The sequence below is a fragment of the Ochrobactrum sp. WV_118_8 genome (assembly GCF_039631535.1).
Lineage (GTDB): Bacteria > Pseudomonadota > Alphaproteobacteria > Rhizobiales > Rhizobiaceae > Brucella > Brucella anthropi.
The window spans coordinates 2,013,241-2,029,378 of the sequence record NZ_JBDIUZ010000001.1 but is presented as its reverse complement, the minus strand read 5'-3'; the positions used below and the strand labels follow the sequence as shown (position 1 = coordinate 2,029,378).

Genomic DNA, 16,138 nt, shown 5'->3' with positions numbered 1-16,138 from the left:
TTTAGTTCTCTATCACGGAATTTCGACAGGCACCAGTCTCGTCGTCGCATAATAAGAAGTGAGGCGCAGTTTGTCGACAAGCTCAGCGCGAACAGCGGGGTTATGACCTTCATTCTCAAGCTTCTCGGCAATTGCAATCAGCATGTCTTGTCCGGAAATCATGTCATCCGCATTTACGGTCCCCAAACTGACTGCTTTCTCAATTGCAGAAAGAAGATAGAGACCGTCTTCGGGGAGCGAAGTGATTTCTGACTGTGTCTTCAGTTCTTCAGCTTCTTCTGCGCTGATCTTGACTTTAAGTGCGGTAATTTGGCTCATTCGGCATCTCCATTTCCGATGAGCGCTATACAGAGATCTGGAGGATTTGTCCGGGAATATATTTATTTAAAGTCCAATTTTGTTCCTTTAAATAAACCTTCTATAGTGCTGTATATCGGTCTTTGAATTTGGCTTCTGAGGGACTCTTTGACATCTCTACAAGATTGATCATCAACATCACTCGTCCATGGTTTGTCGTTCAGATAGTAATCGATTATTTTTCTGTCAATTTTTGTTTTGTCCACACCATCTAACTTCCACGTATCAATTACTTTAATATCTTCATCCGTAAACATAAGACCTTTTTTATTGCATGAGTGCGCCATTCTAATATACACGAAAGTATCACGAAGATGGTTTTCAATTATTCCATTTCTTGTCATTTCTTCCGGCGTCTGTTTGTTTAATTCATCTGGAGATGTCGAAAGATGATATTGTGCCATAGCAGGCAATGATATGACCAATAAAGCGCACAATACTATTAAATGTTTTCTCATTAAAATCCCCCACTAATACCCACAACGAGCTAGAATCTTGCACTAGCACATGGTCTCGTAGCTATCAAAGATATGTTTACGAGACCATTTTTATGACAACCGATTTCCCTTCGAAAGAGCTTCTAGAAGTTATCCGCTCGCAAGCGCGCATGGAAGAGAAGCTTGATAGCTTTCTGAAAAATTCGAATTCCATGCAGTCCAAATTGACGTCAATTGAGACAGACGTCGCAGAATTAAAAGCAGCGCGTAAAGCAGATAAAGCTGTATTTGCAACTCTGTCGGCGCTTTTCGGCACGGCTATGGCGTTCATTGTGCCGTTCGCAAGAAAATATTTTGGAATATAATTTACCTATTTTCTCCTTGTGACGTCTGAAAACGTCAACAATGTTTGCGACAAGTAATTGATTTTATTGAAAAAAGTGTTTGTATTGATCATGAATACACCGAATAATTTACTTGTCATCAAGAGTGAAAGGAATTCAAAATGACAAGTAAAAAAGAAAATCTATTCGATGCAGCATCCCGTCATCTCGGTATAAACTATTATAAAATTCAGGATCACTTTTACGACGGAGAAATTTCGGAAGAAATTAAAGATAAACATCTGAATGAAATTTCAAAGAAAATGACTAAAATTGTGAATGAAATTAAATCATCTTTTAAATCCGGTATTTCTAAAAATGATACAGCTAAGCAACTAAATATTCCACTTCATATTGTGAAGTCAATTTACGATGAAGCAGAAGAAGAAGGCTCCTCCGAGGAGGAGCCAACACCAGAAAAACTATTCGAAAGCGGCTCTACAATCCGCGAAGTTGCCGAAAAATGTGAACTTACTTTTTATGCTGCTCGAAAAATCTGGCTTTCCATAAATAAACCATCGGCACCAAAATCCGCAGCCGAGGCAGTCGAAAAAGTATGGCCATCGGAAGCCCCTGAAGCTCCTGCCGAAGACGAAAAACCAGCCAAAAAGAAAGCCCCACGAATTCAAGAATTGCCGACAATCCAGGCTGATTTAGAACCTGGAATAGTCCATCGTTTTCTCATCTCGGCGGCTCAAGATGACACGCCCGTTCATACCGAATTCCTGAGAAATATGCAGGCTTACGCGGCTTATATTGGCGCTCATATCATTATCGGTGGGCATACGTATCAGCTCGGGCTTTTCGAAGATCATGCGGCGGCGGCGAACGTTTATGACCCTGCCATTCACGAATATCTTTGTCACGACCGAGTCCAGTTGACGCCGGATGTTCTTTATTTAGGAAGTGCTAATGTGCTTCCGACGACTGCCAATCCATTGAACGGCTGGCTCACGCAAAACCATGGCAACCATGTCATTGTCCCTCATAGCCGCATTGCTCTTCAATCTATCCCGCGTCTACAGGGCCAAGATCCGAGATTTGCAGTGTCTACGGGCACTGTGACAATGCCGAATTACACTGCCAGAGCTGCGGGTCAGAAGAGCATTTTTCATCACACATTTGGCTTTACTGTTGTCGAGATAGACGTCGACGGCGAAGTGTTCCTGCGCCCTGTTTCGGCCGATGATGATGGCAGTTTTCAGGATCTGAATACGCTCGTTGTCAATGGAATTTGTGAGGGCGACAAGCGTGTCCGAGCAATATCATGGGGTGATATCCATCACGAACAGCTCGATGCCACGATTGCGGCCGCTAGTTTCGGTTATGACCGGAAATCCAAGAAGATACTGAACAACATCAACATTTTGGATGGCCTTCAGCCCGAAATTCAGTTCTTTCACGACACGCTCGATTTCAGACGTCGTAATCACCACAATTTGGCAGATCCGCATGTGATGGCCTTGGTGTCGGCTAGCGGATCGGAATCCGTAGAGCATGAAGTGCAGGAAGCCTCGGACTTTATAGCAGCGTGTACACGTGATTTTTGCACGACCGTCGTTGTAGAAAGCAACCATGACAATGCGCTTGCTCGCTGGCTTAAAAATGTTGACGGCGCGGCGGATGTCAAAAACGCTTATTACTGGCACGATTTGAATGCCGCTTGGCATAAAGCGATACGTGCAGGAAACGACAGTTTTAATGTCGTCGAGCATGGTCTCAGGCTCGCAAATCTACCGGATAGCGTCGAATTTGTGGGTGCGGGACAAGGTTATCAAGTTGACGGAATAGAATGCGGTCTTCACGGTGATCTAGGAATTTCTGGAAGTCGTGGAAGCCCAAACCAGTTCAAGCGTTTCGGCGTACGCACATCGACAGGACACACTCATACACCATCGATCTCCGAAGGTGCATACGTGTCGGGTGTCTCGGCGAAGCTAGATCAGGGGTATAACAAAGGGCCAACGACTTGGGCACATGCGCATATTGTTCAGTACCACAATGGAAAACGCACGCTACTCCTGATGTCTGCTGATGGCAGATGCCAGGCGATGGGCGACCGTGTTCGGATGCGGATAGCAGCATAAAGATATGTCTGGAATTCAACCCTACGTTTTATTAAGCCTCTTTATCTATGAAGGGGCTTAATAGGTTTCATGGCGGGGGATGCTTTGAGTTACATAATCGCATTCGTGAGATTCTCAAACAGTTCAAAGGTATATTGCGTCGACTGCAATAGAACTGATGTCAAGTTCGGCGACGAAGTCATTATTCGAAATTATGCCGACAATGCAAAATTTAAGAGAGCCCAAGTAATGGCTTTGGAGTATCTTAATTGGGATTGTAAAAACTACGTTGCTTGTTTAGTTTCTGAAACCTCCTCATCGACAAATGGGATGGTTCTCCCTCCACGATCTTTTGCGCATAAAGGTATATGTCGTGATATTGACGTTTACAATCATTTGATTTCAAGACGATGGCGACAGCATCGTACAGTAAGCCGAATGTTCCGATCTGGTTTTAGCTACCGAAATCAGACACAATTCAGCAATATTATCTTCCGCTCAAATGGAATAGATCTTCAGATCGTAAATGATACTGTTAATGGTGCAATACAACCTGATGGAAGGCTTGGGCTTCGTCTGTTTCTTGATAACAGTAACATAGTCAGGCACGCTCTATCTCATAGTAAAATCAATCTTTATGAAATGATTGTAGAATTCGCAGATGAATTTCAAAAAAATACTGGTGATTACGCTAAGTATATGATTCCACAAGGCAGGTCCGATAAGCGAACCAATGGTCTCAAACAAAGAACCAATAGAAGTAATGATATCGGAGAAAACTTATACGAAATATTTGGTGGAGATGGAGGCCCAGTTTATCTCGGAGATGGCCTTTATTTAACATCAGACGGAAGATGGAGCGACGGTTAAACTAAATTCTTGCAACTTACATTTAAAAAGAACATAATGGGAACATTAATTCAGAGTTCCCATTTTAATGCGAAATATCAATACTTTAGTAATTCACTGCACAGCTACTCCAGAAGGCCGCGACGTCGACGTAAAAACCATCCGTATGTGGCACACCCGCGATAACGGATGGAAAGACATTGGTTACCATTTCGTCGTCTATCGCGATGGTTCTGTTCACACTGGCCGTCCAGTTGACCAGGTCGGAGCGCACGTAGCGGGCCATAATTCGGGTTCAATTGGGGTTGTTTACGTCGGCGGCGTCAATAAAAACATGAAGCCCAAGGACACGCGGACACCTGAGCAAAAAGTTGCGTTGCGCAAATTACTCGGTGACCTTGTCCAAAAATACAAGATCACCACGCTCGTTGGACATCGCGATTTCGACAAAGGTAAAGCCTGTCCGTCATTCGATGCAAAATCTGAATACGCGGATCTGCTAAAAGGAGGGTCAAAATAATGGCCCGCCCGATCTCTCCATTCTCATACAGATGCGCTTCTTTTCGTAATCTTCAGGACGACTTAGTCGTCGCTCTAGAAAATCACATCAGACAAAACAATTTATCTGCGGCCGAAATAGCGACGCGATATCCGTCTGTTCGAGACGGCCACATACGCAAAATTCGCACAGGAAATGGTCACGAGCTGGGCATGAAAATGCTTCTGTCGATAGCCGAGGCAAGCGGTCTCCAAGCCAGATTGCAGGTGTCCGCATGAACACGGAAAAAGAGATCACAAGACGATTTTCAAAGAAGATCACTGTCGCATCGCTTGCGGCTTTTTTCTGTATAGCAGGCGTTGGCCTACTAATTCGCAATCCAGATACCGCCGCCATAATTGGTGAACTCGGCCCATGGGTCGTGGCATTGCTCGCGATCTACATGGGCGTTGGACACATGGATTTCCGCACTTCGAAAGGCATTCCGGGCTTGTTTACCGACATACTCGGGCTGGCGTTCAAGCGCCGTCGAGATGAAAAATCGGAATCTAAAGGAGAGGAATAATGACGATCTTCTCCAACATCCGTCTCATCCTCGGACTTTCACTCGCAGCCATCATTATTGGCGGCTGGCTCTACATTTCGCATCTGAAATCGAAATTGGATGAATCCGACGCCCAGCTCGCCCTCGCGAATGCACAATTGAAAATCACAGTCGACGTCGCAAACGCCAACGCGGAGGCCGTGAAACAGGCTGATGCCGAGCATAAGAGAACGCTTGATCTGCTAAATGATGTGCAAACTTCTCTCAACGAAACATCCGTTTTGAATCGGGAATTGGAGCGTGAAATTGCATCGACGGCACCTGAAAATGATGGGCCAGTGGCACCTGTCTTGGAAAATTTGAGAAAGAAGAAGTTTGCTGGAGGTGTCCAGTGAAGATGTTAATCGGATTTTCTACGGCCATTTTACTGATTTCCGGGTGCGCTCATAAGCCTGCGACAGAAGTCGTGACGAAGGTCGAAACGCGACAGATTCAGATTCCTGAAGCGCTGCTCACGTGCATGTCGGAGCCTGAAGCGCGGGAAGTCTGGAAGAGCCAGAAAGAGGTCGCTTTGTACCTGATCAAGGTATCGGAGGCGGGAGAGGATTGTCGTCAAAAGTTGGGCGGCGTCAGGCGGCTGTTGGCTGAGTCAAAGCTGTAGAATCAGCGAATTTTTGCTATTTGACTACTGAATTAGAATCGGGCGGGCCACTCCAAAATGAGTAGAAATAGACGTAAAAACGAACCATCCTTGCGAGAATTTTCCATAGATCGTGAAGAAACAAGCATTGTGCTGGTGACACTTCAATACATCGGTTTCGCGATATGTGCCGTGGCGGGGAACTGGATATTTGTCTTACTCGTTGAAAACGGTTGGTACACAGAGAATTTCTTTACAAAAATTATCGCATTCGCCTTTACCCCGCTTTGGATCATATCCCTTTTCATCACATTGTTCTTAGTATGGATCTTTGGCGCGTTAATTTGGAGTTTTCTGGTGCGCCGATACGGTGGGAAGGGAAACGAGCCAGATCGGGAAGCAATATTTTTAGGTGTGATTAGAAACGACGGCAAAACGCTTGCTAAGAAGCGGATGCAGCTTTCCACAAAAGATGAGTTCGGTATTCCAAATACAGAAAAATGGGAAAAAGAACTGCGCAGATACATAAGAGACGTGCTGCCGCAGAAATTAAATCCTGAGTACCACGGTTTTGGCGTTCTGTGGCTATCGTCACAGAAAAACGTTCAAAAATTGCGTGATCTTATCGACACCGAATACCAAGCACTGCTGTCTGAAGATACCAAAATCGATGAACTGAATCCCTTAGAATACGAGCAATATTGCTCACGCAGGCTTGAAACCATGGGATGGGCGTCATCAATAACTCGGGCAAGTGGTGATCAAGGAGCTGACGTTTTGGCTCATAAAGATGGCCACTCGCTTGTGCTACAGTGCAAAAAATATTCGAAGCCAATTGGAAATAAGGCCGTTCAAGAGGCTATTGCCGCTCAAAAATACTACCGAACCGACATGGCGGCAGTGGTAACCAATCAGTCTTTTACGAAGTCTGCCCGTGAACTAGCGGATATGTCTGGTATCTTGTTGCTTCATCATACGGAACTAGATCTCTTCGCTTAAACCCTCGGAAATCCGAGGGTTGGTGGCTTGTAGGCTGATCATTCTTCAGTAGCTGAAGCACCGTTCTTCCTCAGCCAAAATCTCATCTTTATATTTCTCTATATGTTGAATGGCTTCAGATGGAAATTCCATATACCGCATCGGATTCAGTGTTGAAATTTTAATGCTTTGCTCTTCGCGACAATCATTCATCCAGTCGATTACGATATTGTTTTTGTTGATATAAATCTCAAAGTAGCTCGCGATATCGAGCATGCATCTGCCGTGTCCTGTCAGCCATACAATTGCTCGGCGGTCACCGTCATAGTCAACAGATTTTACCAAGGGTGAATATTTATTGCTCATTTTAGAGTTCCTCTCATTATTGTTTTTGTTGTGAAGGCCACGGTTTCCAAGGCCTCCATTCTCTTTAATGTTAAATCAATCATACCAATCATCTTGGACTTCGCCGACCAGTTCAAATATAGTCATCGTAGCGAATTTTTCTGGGTCTTCTAGAACTAAATTCATTATATATTCAAAATTTAGTATTCCATTTTCATTTTCGAATGCAAATTTATGTATATCTTGATCAACATCATAATCTTTATCAACGTATGTTCCAGCTCGAATACAATCTTCTTCTATGTTTATGCTATATCCGTAAACATATTTACTGGCTTCTCCGAGTCTTACACCAACTTTCTTCGATAAATATTTTATTGGTGTGACGCCATCCTCATAATATTTTTCAATAGTAAAACCATGTGCTTCTACAAGCTTCTTTGCGTAGCTATTCCATACTTCAATATCATTCTTAGACATATTATTTCCTCTCATGAGCTATTCTGGGTTGTTTGTTTCGCTGCTCATGTATAAATGATGTTTCGTATTTATGATCAATACAAGTATCATTTTTATATGATTTTTAGTCTACTGCAAAATTTGTTGTCCAACATTGATGAATACAGGTGCATTATTTGAAATTAATAATTGACAACTACCATTTTCATCGGCCGATTTATCTTAAATGAATTTCCGCCGACGAAAAAATCGGCGCTTTTTAGACGCCGATTGCTCGTTCGAGATTGTCGACCCACGCCTCTGTCGGCGGAATTCCCCATTTGCAGGCATGAAGTCCGACGCGTCCAACATCGTATTTTGAAAGGTCAGTTGCCGCGACGAGTTGATCGCGAGACGCATGTTGTGCAGCGCGAAACCATCTCATCATCAGAGCTTCGTCATCACTCAGATCGTCTGCGTGCTTGTTGTGAACGCCAGGTACTACGGCTTCACCAGTCAGAGCTGCTCTATATAAAGCTCTGGTACGCGATTTTGTCGTCAAATCGCCGACAATCCATGTATCGCGCTCGCGCCCAAATGGGTCATGATATCCGTCTACTATAGCCACGATTTCCTGAGCGGCTTCTTGACGAAGTACGTCCAATGAATCAGCGGATATCTGACGATATCCTGCGCTTTCGAGCTTATGTCCATACTGATACCAGGATTGACGAGGGATTCCGAGAAGACCTGTGAAGTCCTCTGTTTTCCAGCCTTTGCGGACTAGCTGCCATTTTATATGCATGAAAGCGTCGCGGATCTGGTCGGCCGTTGTGTGTGACGGATGAATCGGATGCGGGTTCATTTTTTTTGCGCTTACATAGACCACAGCTTTTCTCCCCTTTTTTCTTCGCGGATGATCAACCTCTCTTCGATGTCTTCGTCTGTCAGTTGCTCGACAAAATCGCCGTCTTCATTTTCAATGAAATTTGGCGCGTAGATGCCGTACTCAGCGAGTGCTTTTACATGTTCGATAGCATCAAGCGTTTCGTCGACATACAACGTCATCCGATGTCCATTCACTGTATCGACGGTGACTAGATCGAAACCGTGCATCCATTCTTTCACGTCAACGATTTTTGCGTATTCAGCAATTTGGTTTTCAAACTCTCTTAGTGACATAGCTACTCCTTAAATAATGTATGTATAAAAATGATGGTTCGTATTGATGACTAATACAAGTGATAATTACGCCGACATAATCACGGCTCTATATTTCCATAATACACTCAATACATGCTTCAATTGAGTGCATTATGGAAAACTACGTTTATTCAACATGTTGAATAGTTTTTTGTAACTTGCGTGTTACGACGCGAGAATGGTCTTCTATGAGTAATTAAGGAGAAAACCCATGTTCAAAAGTCAGATTGTCGCACCGTTCCGAATGGCAGCTAATACGCTGATTTGGATCGAGAAAATGATTATCGCGGTGTTGAATTTGATATTGAAAATCTTCGGTATGAAGCCGATGCCTGTGCCTAGCCGTCAGATTCCGCAGCTGGCAATTAAGCCGTCAGATATATTATCGGAAGTTAGAAAAAGCGATACTGATATAGGTCTTCCGACTTCCGATAAGCTTCTAAAACCAACATCTGACGCTGGACACACTCTCTATAGATATGCGTGTGCACAGTCGCCGTCTGAGCGCTCGACTATCGATCTCAGCGCGCTCACTGATGATCAGCAATACTGGCTTTTTCAGCTCTCGGATGCCGATCTCGCTAGGCTTTCAAAGGCAGGATTAGACGCATGCACGAGAGCTATGAGCGGAAAAAAATGCGGTGTTGGTGGCCTGCCGAAATTTGAAAGGAATGAATCTGCTGAAAAGTCTGTTCAGACATCAAAAATGGCAGAGAGGATTCATGCATACAGATTGAATCCTGCGTTTGCTTAAAGTCTTTGCCTGACCGCCTCGGTTCAGGCAATATCTGCTCATTAAAGGGGATATGGGCATGAAAATAGTGATGTCGATGGCGCTCGTAATGAGCGCCTTTTTTCTAGGGCAAGCTAATGCGCAATCATTCGAATATTGCTATGCGCCACCTAATTCAAAGACGTATCTTCAGAAAACGATTGGGCCGTGGAAAATCCTGAAATCCAAATGTTCATGCTCGGCTACGACGACCGGAAAACCTACCAGCTTGATGTTTGTGCATGCGATAAAATCTACCCCAGAACAGGAAAGTCCGAACCTCATGGTTCTTGTCTTTTTAGATAAGAAAATGAAATCGCCACAGAAAAATATCATCGTAAAAGCTGATGGTTTTGAACTGGAAACGGAAACAGAAGGCGAAGCAGATATAATTGCGTCTACTAAGTGGAAAGCCGATATCATCGAAACAATCTCATCTTCAAGCTTGCTCGAAGTCGGGCCTTATAAATATTCTCTCAAACAGTCATCAGCGGCTCTGAAAGCAATGCTGGCTTGCTACGCAACTCTGCCCGGAAAATGATACGTTTAAGCTTTACGCATACGCTCTAACAAAGCCTGACGCTGTTCCAAAAGACGTGTCAGGCTTTCGTTTTTCTGACGTTCAGCGGCGAGTTCCTGAGCCAATTTCATTGCAAGCTTGCCCATCTCTTCAGCGTCCCTGACAATTTCATTCACCGCCGCATCATAACGAGCATCGTCTTCAGCTTGTCGAGCAGCACGCACAGCAGCCATTCCTCGTTGGTGTGCGTCGTACGCACCCGAAGCCAGAAATGCGATAGTAGCAGCCGATCCAAAAATGACGTTGTTGCCTTCGCGTGACATTGTTGATCTCCTTGGTTGCTCGACGATATAGCAGGATCTCGGAGTCTTGTCCGGGCATTTTTTAAATTATTTTCAAGCAACATTGGTTAACTAGATAAGATTTTATCTAATATCGTCAACATATTGTATTGATTATGCAATTTGCGCCGACGATAAACTACGTGCACGATTTCCTTCTACTTAGTCGTTGAAAGGAAATCGAGATGACTTATACCGGGAAAATAGGACTTTTTAAATTTAGACAAAAGTATTCTAACGCAGAGCGATACACATCGGTGTCGAAAGGCTGCTTACATCTAGACCCATCCGCTCTTCAATCTATCGGCCTTAAAATTGGAGATAGATATACGGTAGAAAAGGGTGATGAAGTCGGAATAATAATAATCCGACATTCAAAATCACCGACAGCACCTGTTCTGAAAGAGCCTGAAGCTATACGATTTCAGCCGACCTTCGTGCTCGAATTTCTCGGAAATAACGCCCGAATTTCTGCTCAGGACATGCCGCTCACAGATATCACTTTCGAAGCGTCTGGCGACAAGCTTATCGCCCGACTTCCAGAAGCAGTGAAAATCTCTGCACTTCAAGAGAAAAAACAGCGTGAAGCTGAAGCTGATTTCCGTGATGTGATCAGGGGATATCGAGGAGCAGCCGCTGCTATCGTGCTTGAAGCGCATAGGTATGGTATGAAAGATACGCCGATTGCGCAGGATCAGATGATATCGCTGTTGAGAGAAGAGGGGCATCGGATATCGCAAATCAATGAACGCCTTTGGCGACTGGATGATTGCACGGCGACATTGGGCGACTTGATTCAGCTAGCGAGAAAATATGAAGACGACTTGGTGCTAGTCGCGGCGTGACAGCAGAAAAGCATTGGAATCTAACAGTAGGATTCCATTGTAATACGACATCAAAAATAGGCTTCTTCGGAGGCCTTTTTTATTGTCTGTTAGATTAAAAGGAAAGTGACGACTGAAGGGAGCGATAGCCCAACTTTTTCGCATTAGATCCGATGTCGTCGGCGTCAGGATCACGGTGCCTCGGATCAACAGCCCCTTTCTGCTCGCATTCGGATTATGTCACCGATAGGTGATAAATTCAAATCATCTCAATTTGAAATGGATTGCCAACGATGCGTATTACCGCTCGGTAATTTTGGGCTGATTTAGACGTCGGATATTACCGAGCAGGAATATAATTTTAGCGTCGGTTTCTATTGTAAGATACCGCACTCATTAAGAACACGGAGAATAACCTCATGCCGAGATTTTTCTCTTTCTTTGTATGACCTAAGACGAAAAAATGCGTGTCCAAAATGTTTGATTTCGTCATCAATACGTTTCTGATTTGAAATATAGAATCTCTCAGTATCCACTTCGTATAGATACTCAGAACTGGTTGCAGGACGCATTTCAATGATATGACGAGTTTGTGCGTTAAAGCACTCGTCAGCGCGGAAAATCATGATGAGATTCTCATCATACGGAACGGCATTCAATTTCATTTTCACGACCTCGCGATTCAATTGAACCATCATAATAGCATGAAACGCCATATGTTGCGAGTGTCGCTGAAATTAGCACTATATGTTGACTTTCAAGGAGTGTAAATAACGGGCGATAAAGTCACTCCGTCTGGACAATCACCGTTTTCAGATTTTCTGAATTCGGTGCCGCCGCATCCCAAGCACACATACATATTTAGGCTCGCGCGCGTATGTCGAGATTGCTCAGACGCAGGCAGGCTGTTGATCCAGTCGTTTGATTCTTCAACCTGCTTTTCAGCTTTTTCACGCGTATACGCGCGACTCACTCGTCCACATTTTATGCATGTGACATCGAGCGGATGTGCGTGTGTTGGCTTTCCAGTAAAAATGGACAGATGTGGTTTGCTCATAGCAAGGTCTCCGACCGCTATATAGCTTGCTAATCATATTTTTTCAACAATATGGCTTACAGGACATAAAACCAAATATGTTGTCAGGAGCATAAACCGTCTGGATTTTTTGTGACCTTGAGGCGGGGAGGGTGTGTGACCCTGTCGTGACCTTGGGTGTTTCTCGTGACCTTGGTTATCAGCGGTAACTCATTGAGAATAAAGCGAAAAATGGTGGGTGATGTAGGGATCGAACCTACGACCCGCTGATTAAGAGTCAGCTGCTCTACCAACTGAGCTAATCACCCACTCGCTTTGCCGAGGCAGCGGCCCCGGTGAAGTGAGCGGTTCTATAACGGCCTCTTTTCCACCTGTCCAGCCTCCAACTGCAAAATTTCTGAAAAAAATAACAGCTTGCGTAAAAAGCCCGGAAATGCGGGCCTTCCGAAAATCCATATCTGCGCGTTACCGGTGTCTTTTTCAGGGTATGTGCATTCTGGTTGTGTTTTCTGGTCGCTCTTTTGAGAATCAAAAATGAGAGATTCTTGATTTGATTCATTTTTTCACGTTTTCGGCGTTGTAAGCGGAACCCTGCGGCTCCATATTCGCCGATGCTGGACTAATACGTGCGGTGGGGAGGTTTCGTTCAGGGAGTAGAGTCACGCTGCAAATGTCGCAGCCATGTCATCAATTATTGATGCTTGTCTGAGAAACTACGGCATATAAAAGACTTGATCGGTTGGTAGTGGTTCTGAAGTCACGGACACCGGCGCCGCCCCTAAGATTTGTCAGAGCAAGGCGCTTTATGCACCGGGTTGCCCTTGCCGAAGAAAACAGAAACGGCTCATATCGTTTCAAAATCCGGTTCGCGACATTTGAGGACGGAATGGAAAGTATAATAGGCGATCTCGGACAGTTTATTTCCGATCATCGGGCATGGGCTGGGCCTATCGTGGGCGTTATCGCCTTCGGCGAATCTCTCGCCATTATAGGAATGTTCATTCCAGCTACGCCGATCATGATCGCTATTGGCGGCCTCGTGGGTGCCGGAATCATCGAACCCATTCCCGTTATAATCGGTGCGATTATCGGCGCAGTGATTGGCGATATCATCTCCTATTTCCTGGGCTGGTGGCTGGGCCGCAATATTATTCACAAGTGGCCGCTCAACAAGCACCGCAGCGGTGTGGCGCGTGCACGCCTTCTCTTCCGTCGCTATGGTTTTTCTGCAGTGTTCCTTGGTCGTTTCTTCGGCCCCGTGCGCTGTACCGTGCCGATGGTTGCCGGTATGATGTCTATGGATCAGACGCGCTTCCAGACAGCCAATGTCCTCTCCGCGCTTGTATGGGCTCCGCTGATGTTCCTTCCGGGCTGGCTGGCAGGTCGTGGAGCAGGCGTTTTCGCCAGAATGGATGGCGATCACATGTTTTGGTTCGTGATCGGAATCACTATCGTCACCATCATTGCGACGGTTATCGGTGTGCGCTTTTTCAAAGCTCGTCCACGTCGGGAGCGTAAGCGCCGCGTTCAGGTCTCTCCAGCCGAATAATCGACCTCTTGTGCTACAGGCTTCGGTCTGCATAATAACAGACCATATGTTCCATGTGGCAACCGGTGTGGCTGAGGATTCAGGCCTCGCGACACCTCATATAAGGTTCATCGCGCTTTATGCCCGACGACAGTTCTGACGATTCGTCTTCTCGAAGTCCGAATTCCCCGGAGGGGTGTTCGGGCTTCCAGCGCATTGAACAATTCCCGATAGACTTCGCCCGGAAGAGACTGGACTGCACAAATGCAGCCCGGTCACAAAGCTGTTGCGACGAATTTCCCAATTTCCATTTCTGCTGATCTTTAAAGGAGCCGACATATCATGGACTGGTCCATGGACTGGATTGCCGACCCCAATGCCTGGATAGGTTTGGTGACATTGGTGGTGCTCGAGATCGTTCTCGGTATCGACAATCTCGTCTTTATTGCCATTCTGGCCGACAAACTGCCCCCACACCAACGTAATCGCGCGCGACTTATCGGCCTTACTCTGGCTCTTTTGATGCGTCTGGTGTTGCTGGCGTCGATTTCCTGGATCGTCACCCTCCGTGAGCCATTGGTTTCGCTGATGGGGATGTCTTTCTCGGGCCGAGACATCATCATGCTAATTGGTGGTCTGTTTCTCCTTGCCAAGGGCACGATGGAGCTGCATGAGCGGCTGGAGAGTGATCATGGGCCTAAGAGTTCCAAGGTCGTACATGCTGTGTTCTGGCAGGTGATCGTTCAGATTGTCGTGCTTGATGCCGTGTTCTCGCTGGATAGTGTCATCACGGCTGTGGGCATGGTTCAGCATCTGCCGGTCATGATGATTGCTGTCATTATCGCCATCGGCGTGATGATGCTTGCTTCCAAGCCGCTGATGGATTTTGTCAACAAACACCCCACCGTTGTCATCCTGTGTCTTGGCTTCCTGATGATGATCGGTTTCAGTCTGGTCGTGGAGGGTTTCGGCTTCCATATTCCAAGGGGATATCTTTATGCGGCGATCGGCTTCTCGGTGTTGATCGAAGCGGCCAACCAGATGTCGCGACACAATCGCGAAAAGCTGGTCACGACCAACGATCTGCGAGAGCGCACTGCGGGTGCCGTCCTACGTCTACTCGGTGGCAGTCGCGGCGAAAGCCCGCTTTCCGACACGGTTGACGTGATTGCCCAGCAGACAGCGGCCAGTGATGTCTTCCTGCCGGAAGAAAAGGGAATGATCCGCGGCGTTCTTGATCTGGCTGATCGACCTGTGCGTTCCATCATGTCGCCGCGCAACGAGATCGAGTGGCTTGACCTCGATGAAGACGAAGCAGAACTTGATGCGGCCATTCGGGAGCTGTCACATTCTCGCGTCATCGTCGCGCGCCGTCAGGTGGACGAGTTCATCGGTGTGGCGTTGGTCCGGGACCTTTTGCTCGACATTGGTGACAAGAAGCCTGTCGACTGGGACAAGATTGTAAAGCAGCCGCTTGTCGTGCATGAAAATGCAAACGTGCTGCGCGTTATGGAGCAGTTGCGTAATTCACCTGTCCAGATCGCAGTCGTCGTCGATGAGCATGGCTCTTTCGAAGGCGTCGTGACGCCGACCGACGTTCTGGAAGCCATTGCTGGTGAGTTTCCGGATGAAGACGAAGAGGCGGCTGTCGCGCAGTCGGACGGGCAAGGTGGTTATCTTGTAGACGGCTTTACCGATATTCGCCGGTTAAGCGGCCTTCTGGAACGCGACCTTCTGGATGACGGTGACCGTTATACTACCCTTGCCGGCTATGTTCTCTGGCATCTCGGGCACCTGCCTTTGGGTGGAGAAAGCTTCGTTGCCGATGGTCTGGAGTTCAAGATCGAGTCGATGAATGGTCGTCATATCGGCAAGGTACGCATTACGCCCTCAACCGACTATGAGGTTTAACAGGAATGAATTTGCGGGTTGTTTGGTCTGGCTCGCAAATTATTTCACGCAGTTAACTCCGATAAAATAAGTGGGTTATTGACAAAAGCCGAGAAGCCTTCAAAATTAACCTATCGTTCATTGTTGCGGCGAAAACGCGATGATATTTGAGCGTAAGGCAATGAGGAGGCCAGGCATGAAGCGAACCGTTCAGCTGCTCGCTACGAAAATGAAGAATACGGTTTTGCGTGTTCCGGGCTTTCTGGAGCGGCCTTGGAGCGAGATGAAGTTGAATGCGGAAGAGATTGCAGCCCGCCGCCGTAGTCGGCTGGAGCGTGGCGAGCATAATTTTCTCTGGTGCTGGCAGCATCGCGGTTTCTGGTAAGTCCAGAGTCTAAGAAAGTTATGAAGGCAGGAGACGGAGGTCTCCTGCCTTTTTGCATTTCATTTTATGGTTTCGCTCCTGATGAGAATTATTTTCTCATGCC

General features: G+C 46.2%; 23 protein-coding genes and 1 tRNA gene. 14 read left to right on the top strand and 10 right to left on the bottom strand.

Translation table 11 applies throughout. The features are described from left to right. Nucleotides 1-12 precede the first annotated feature (12 nt). A complete protein-coding gene (locus ABDF71_RS09885; RefSeq protein ID WP_500061513.1) occupies nucleotides 13-318 on the bottom strand; it encodes a hypothetical protein in 306 nt (101 codons plus the stop codon). Between the two features lie 62 nt (nucleotides 319-380). Continuing rightward, nucleotides 381-815, bottom strand: a complete 435-nt coding sequence (locus ABDF71_RS09880; protein WP_500061512.1) for a hypothetical protein — start codon at nucleotides 813-815, stop codon at nucleotides 381-383. 92 nt (nucleotides 816-907) lie between these two features. On the opposite strand from ABDF71_RS09880, the gene ABDF71_RS09875 reads away from it, so the two are divergent. The 8 genes from ABDF71_RS09875 to ABDF71_RS09840 all read left to right on the top strand — a co-directional run bounded on the left by ABDF71_RS09875 (nucleotide 908) and on the right by ABDF71_RS09840 (nucleotide 6,774). Beyond that, a complete protein-coding gene (locus ABDF71_RS09875) occupies nucleotides 908-1,159 on the top strand; it encodes a hypothetical protein (protein WP_500061511.1) in 252 nt (83 codons plus the stop codon). 140 nt (nucleotides 1,160-1,299) lie between these two features. Next, nucleotides 1,300-3,264: a hypothetical protein gene (locus ABDF71_RS09870; RefSeq protein WP_500061510.1), complete on the top strand. Its 1,965-nt coding sequence runs from the start codon at nucleotides 1,300-1,302 to the stop codon at nucleotides 3,262-3,264. A 228-nt stretch (nucleotides 3,265-3,492) separates the two neighbouring features. Next, the gene (locus ABDF71_RS09865) at nucleotides 3,493-4,113 is read left to right on the top strand and encodes a hypothetical protein (RefSeq protein ID WP_500061509.1); all 621 of its coding nucleotides are present in this window, start codon (nucleotides 3,493-3,495) and stop codon (nucleotides 4,111-4,113) included. Nucleotides 4,114-4,180: 67 nt separating this feature from the next. Continuing rightward, the gene (locus tag ABDF71_RS09860; RefSeq protein ID WP_500061508.1) at nucleotides 4,181-4,612 is read left to right on the top strand and encodes an N-acetylmuramoyl-L-alanine amidase; all 432 of its coding nucleotides are present in this window, start codon (nucleotides 4,181-4,183) and stop codon (nucleotides 4,610-4,612) included. Nucleotides 4,613-4,865: 253 nt separating this feature from the next. Then, entirely contained in the window at nucleotides 4,866-5,156 is a 291-nt protein-coding gene (locus tag ABDF71_RS09855) for a hypothetical protein (protein WP_500061507.1), read from the top strand. Next, on the top strand, nucleotides 5,156-5,530 hold the full coding sequence (locus tag ABDF71_RS09850; protein WP_500061506.1) for a hypothetical protein: 375 nt from the start codon (nucleotides 5,156-5,158) through the stop codon (nucleotides 5,528-5,530). The genes ABDF71_RS09855 and ABDF71_RS09850 overlap by 1 nt, the downstream gene beginning before the upstream one ends. Continuing rightward, nucleotides 5,527-5,796 (top strand): hypothetical protein, encoded by a 270-nt coding sequence (locus ABDF71_RS09845; protein WP_500061505.1) that lies wholly within the window; start codon nucleotides 5,527-5,529, stop codon nucleotides 5,794-5,796. Before ABDF71_RS09850 ends, ABDF71_RS09845 begins: the two co-directional genes overlap by 4 nt. A gap of 57 nt (nucleotides 5,797-5,853) precedes the next feature. After that, nucleotides 5,854-6,774 carry a restriction endonuclease gene (locus ABDF71_RS09840; protein ID WP_500061504.1) on the top strand — a complete coding sequence of 307 codons (921 nt, stop codon included), beginning with the start codon at nucleotides 5,854-5,856 and terminating at the stop codon, nucleotides 6,772-6,774. A 45-nt stretch (nucleotides 6,775-6,819) separates the two neighbouring features. On the opposite strand, the gene ABDF71_RS09835 is transcribed toward ABDF71_RS09840, so the two are convergent. From ABDF71_RS09835 to ABDF71_RS09820, 4 genes are all read right to left on the bottom strand, one after another. After that, nucleotides 6,820-7,119 (bottom strand): hypothetical protein, encoded by a 300-nt coding sequence (locus tag ABDF71_RS09835; RefSeq protein WP_500061503.1) that lies wholly within the window; start codon nucleotides 7,117-7,119, stop codon nucleotides 6,820-6,822. Nucleotides 7,120-7,194: 75 nt separating this feature from the next. Beyond that, a complete protein-coding gene (locus ABDF71_RS09830; RefSeq protein WP_500061502.1) occupies nucleotides 7,195-7,578 on the bottom strand; it encodes a hypothetical protein in 384 nt (127 codons plus the stop codon). A 238-nt stretch (nucleotides 7,579-7,816) separates the two neighbouring features. Next, nucleotides 7,817-8,425 carry a hypothetical protein gene (locus ABDF71_RS09825; protein WP_500061501.1) on the bottom strand — a complete coding sequence of 203 codons (609 nt, stop codon included), beginning with the start codon at nucleotides 8,423-8,425 and terminating at the stop codon, nucleotides 7,817-7,819. Then, complete coding sequence (locus ABDF71_RS09820; protein WP_109368762.1) at nucleotides 8,413-8,718, bottom strand: hypothetical protein; 306 nt, start codon at nucleotides 8,716-8,718, stop codon at nucleotides 8,413-8,415. Before ABDF71_RS09820 ends, ABDF71_RS09825 begins: the two co-directional genes overlap by 13 nt. Before the next feature lie 232 nt (nucleotides 8,719-8,950). Here ABDF71_RS09820 and ABDF71_RS09815 point away from each other — a divergent pair, with 232 nt between their 5' ends. Continuing rightward, on the top strand, nucleotides 8,951-9,493 hold the full coding sequence (locus tag ABDF71_RS09815) for a hypothetical protein (protein WP_500061500.1): 543 nt from the start codon (nucleotides 8,951-8,953) through the stop codon (nucleotides 9,491-9,493). A 58-nt stretch (nucleotides 9,494-9,551) separates the two neighbouring features. Beyond that, nucleotides 9,552-10,052: a hypothetical protein gene (locus ABDF71_RS09810; protein ID WP_146200200.1), complete on the top strand. Its 501-nt coding sequence runs from the start codon at nucleotides 9,552-9,554 to the stop codon at nucleotides 10,050-10,052. A 5-nt stretch (nucleotides 10,053-10,057) separates the two neighbouring features. On the opposite strand, the gene ABDF71_RS09805 is transcribed toward ABDF71_RS09810, so the two are convergent. Continuing rightward, nucleotides 10,058-10,354: a hypothetical protein gene (locus ABDF71_RS09805; protein WP_500061499.1), complete on the bottom strand. Its 297-nt coding sequence runs from the start codon at nucleotides 10,352-10,354 to the stop codon at nucleotides 10,058-10,060. A 203-nt stretch (nucleotides 10,355-10,557) separates the two neighbouring features. Between ABDF71_RS09805 and ABDF71_RS09800 the strand changes: the two genes are divergently transcribed. After that, a complete protein-coding gene (locus ABDF71_RS09800; RefSeq protein ID WP_500061498.1) occupies nucleotides 10,558-11,217 on the top strand; it encodes a hypothetical protein in 660 nt (219 codons plus the stop codon). Nucleotides 11,218-11,570: 353 nt separating this feature from the next. On the opposite strand, the gene ABDF71_RS09795 is transcribed toward ABDF71_RS09800, so the two are convergent. The 3 genes from ABDF71_RS09795 to ABDF71_RS09785 all read right to left on the bottom strand — a co-directional run bounded on the left by ABDF71_RS09795 (nucleotide 11,571) and on the right by ABDF71_RS09785 (nucleotide 12,540). Next, on the bottom strand, nucleotides 11,571-11,861 hold the full coding sequence (locus tag ABDF71_RS09795; protein ID WP_500061497.1) for a hypothetical protein: 291 nt from the start codon (nucleotides 11,859-11,861) through the stop codon (nucleotides 11,571-11,573). A 92-nt stretch (nucleotides 11,862-11,953) separates the two neighbouring features. Continuing rightward, a complete protein-coding gene (locus tag ABDF71_RS09790; RefSeq protein WP_152848720.1) occupies nucleotides 11,954-12,253 on the bottom strand; it encodes a hypothetical protein in 300 nt (99 codons plus the stop codon). 211 nt (nucleotides 12,254-12,464) lie between these two features. Beyond that, nucleotides 12,465-12,540, bottom strand: a tRNA-Lys gene (locus ABDF71_RS09785). Between the two features lie 578 nt (nucleotides 12,541-13,118). Between ABDF71_RS09785 and ABDF71_RS09780 the strand changes: the two genes are divergently transcribed. From ABDF71_RS09780 to ABDF71_RS09770, 3 genes are all read left to right on the top strand, one after another. Beyond that, a complete protein-coding gene (locus ABDF71_RS09780) occupies nucleotides 13,119-13,781 on the top strand; it encodes a DedA family protein (RefSeq protein WP_010659812.1) in 663 nt (220 codons plus the stop codon). A gap of 321 nt (nucleotides 13,782-14,102) precedes the next feature. Beyond that, complete coding sequence (locus ABDF71_RS09775; protein WP_500061496.1) at nucleotides 14,103-15,671, top strand: TerC family protein; 1,569 nt, start codon at nucleotides 14,103-14,105, stop codon at nucleotides 15,669-15,671. A 175-nt stretch (nucleotides 15,672-15,846) separates the two neighbouring features. Next, nucleotides 15,847-16,035, top strand: a complete 189-nt coding sequence (locus tag ABDF71_RS09770) for a hypothetical protein (RefSeq protein WP_010659814.1) — start codon at nucleotides 15,847-15,849, stop codon at nucleotides 16,033-16,035. Nucleotides 16,036-16,138 lie beyond the last annotated feature (103 nt).

Excerpts from the sequence above, each read along its gene's own strand:
- ABDF71_RS09885 (WP_500061513.1), bottom strand. The coding sequence starts at position 318 with ATGAGCCAAATTACCGCACTTAAAGTCAAGATCAGCGCAGAAGAAGCT.
- ABDF71_RS09880 (WP_500061512.1), bottom strand. The coding sequence starts at position 815 with ATGAGAAAACATTTAATAGTATTGTGCGCTTTATTGGTCATATCATTG.
- ABDF71_RS09875 (WP_500061511.1), top strand. The coding sequence starts at position 908 with ATGACAACCGATTTCCCTTCGAAAGAGCTTCTAGAAGTTATCCGCTCG.
- ABDF71_RS09870 (WP_500061510.1), top strand. The coding sequence starts at position 1,300 with ATGACAAGTAAAAAAGAAAATCTATTCGATGCAGCATCCCGTCATCTC.
- ABDF71_RS09865 (WP_500061509.1), top strand. The coding sequence starts at position 3,493 with ATGGCTTTGGAGTATCTTAATTGGGATTGTAAAAACTACGTTGCTTGT.
- ABDF71_RS09860 (WP_500061508.1), top strand. The coding sequence starts at position 4,181 with ATGCGAAATATCAATACTTTAGTAATTCACTGCACAGCTACTCCAGAA.
- ABDF71_RS09855 (WP_500061507.1), top strand. The coding sequence starts at position 4,866 with ATGAACACGGAAAAAGAGATCACAAGACGATTTTCAAAGAAGATCACT.
- ABDF71_RS09850 (WP_500061506.1), top strand. The coding sequence starts at position 5,156 with ATGACGATCTTCTCCAACATCCGTCTCATCCTCGGACTTTCACTCGCA.
- ABDF71_RS09840 (WP_500061504.1), top strand. The coding sequence starts at position 5,854 with ATGAGTAGAAATAGACGTAAAAACGAACCATCCTTGCGAGAATTTTCC.
- ABDF71_RS09835 (WP_500061503.1), bottom strand. The coding sequence starts at position 7,119 with ATGAGCAATAAATATTCACCCTTGGTAAAATCTGTTGACTATGACGGT.
- ABDF71_RS09830 (WP_500061502.1), bottom strand. The coding sequence starts at position 7,578 with ATGTCTAAGAATGATATTGAAGTATGGAATAGCTACGCAAAGAAGCTT.
- ABDF71_RS09820 (WP_109368762.1), bottom strand. The coding sequence starts at position 8,718 with ATGTCACTAAGAGAGTTTGAAAACCAAATTGCTGAATACGCAAAAATC.
- ABDF71_RS09815 (WP_500061500.1), top strand. The coding sequence starts at position 8,951 with ATGTTCAAAAGTCAGATTGTCGCACCGTTCCGAATGGCAGCTAATACG.
- ABDF71_RS09810 (WP_146200200.1), top strand. The coding sequence starts at position 9,552 with ATGAAAATAGTGATGTCGATGGCGCTCGTAATGAGCGCCTTTTTTCTA.
- ABDF71_RS09805 (WP_500061499.1), bottom strand. The coding sequence starts at position 10,354 with ATGTCACGCGAAGGCAACAACGTCATTTTTGGATCGGCTGCTACTATC.
- ABDF71_RS09800 (WP_500061498.1), top strand. The coding sequence starts at position 10,558 with ATGACTTATACCGGGAAAATAGGACTTTTTAAATTTAGACAAAAGTAT.
- ABDF71_RS09795 (WP_500061497.1), bottom strand. The coding sequence starts at position 11,861 with ATGAAATTGAATGCCGTTCCGTATGATGAGAATCTCATCATGATTTTC.
- ABDF71_RS09790 (WP_152848720.1), bottom strand. The coding sequence starts at position 12,253 with ATGAGCAAACCACATCTGTCCATTTTTACTGGAAAGCCAACACACGCA.
- ABDF71_RS09780 (WP_010659812.1), top strand. The coding sequence starts at position 13,119 with ATGGAAAGTATAATAGGCGATCTCGGACAGTTTATTTCCGATCATCGG.
- ABDF71_RS09775 (WP_500061496.1), top strand. The coding sequence starts at position 14,103 with ATGGACTGGTCCATGGACTGGATTGCCGACCCCAATGCCTGGATAGGT.
- ABDF71_RS09770 (WP_010659814.1), top strand. The coding sequence starts at position 15,847 with ATGAAGCGAACCGTTCAGCTGCTCGCTACGAAAATGAAGAATACGGTT.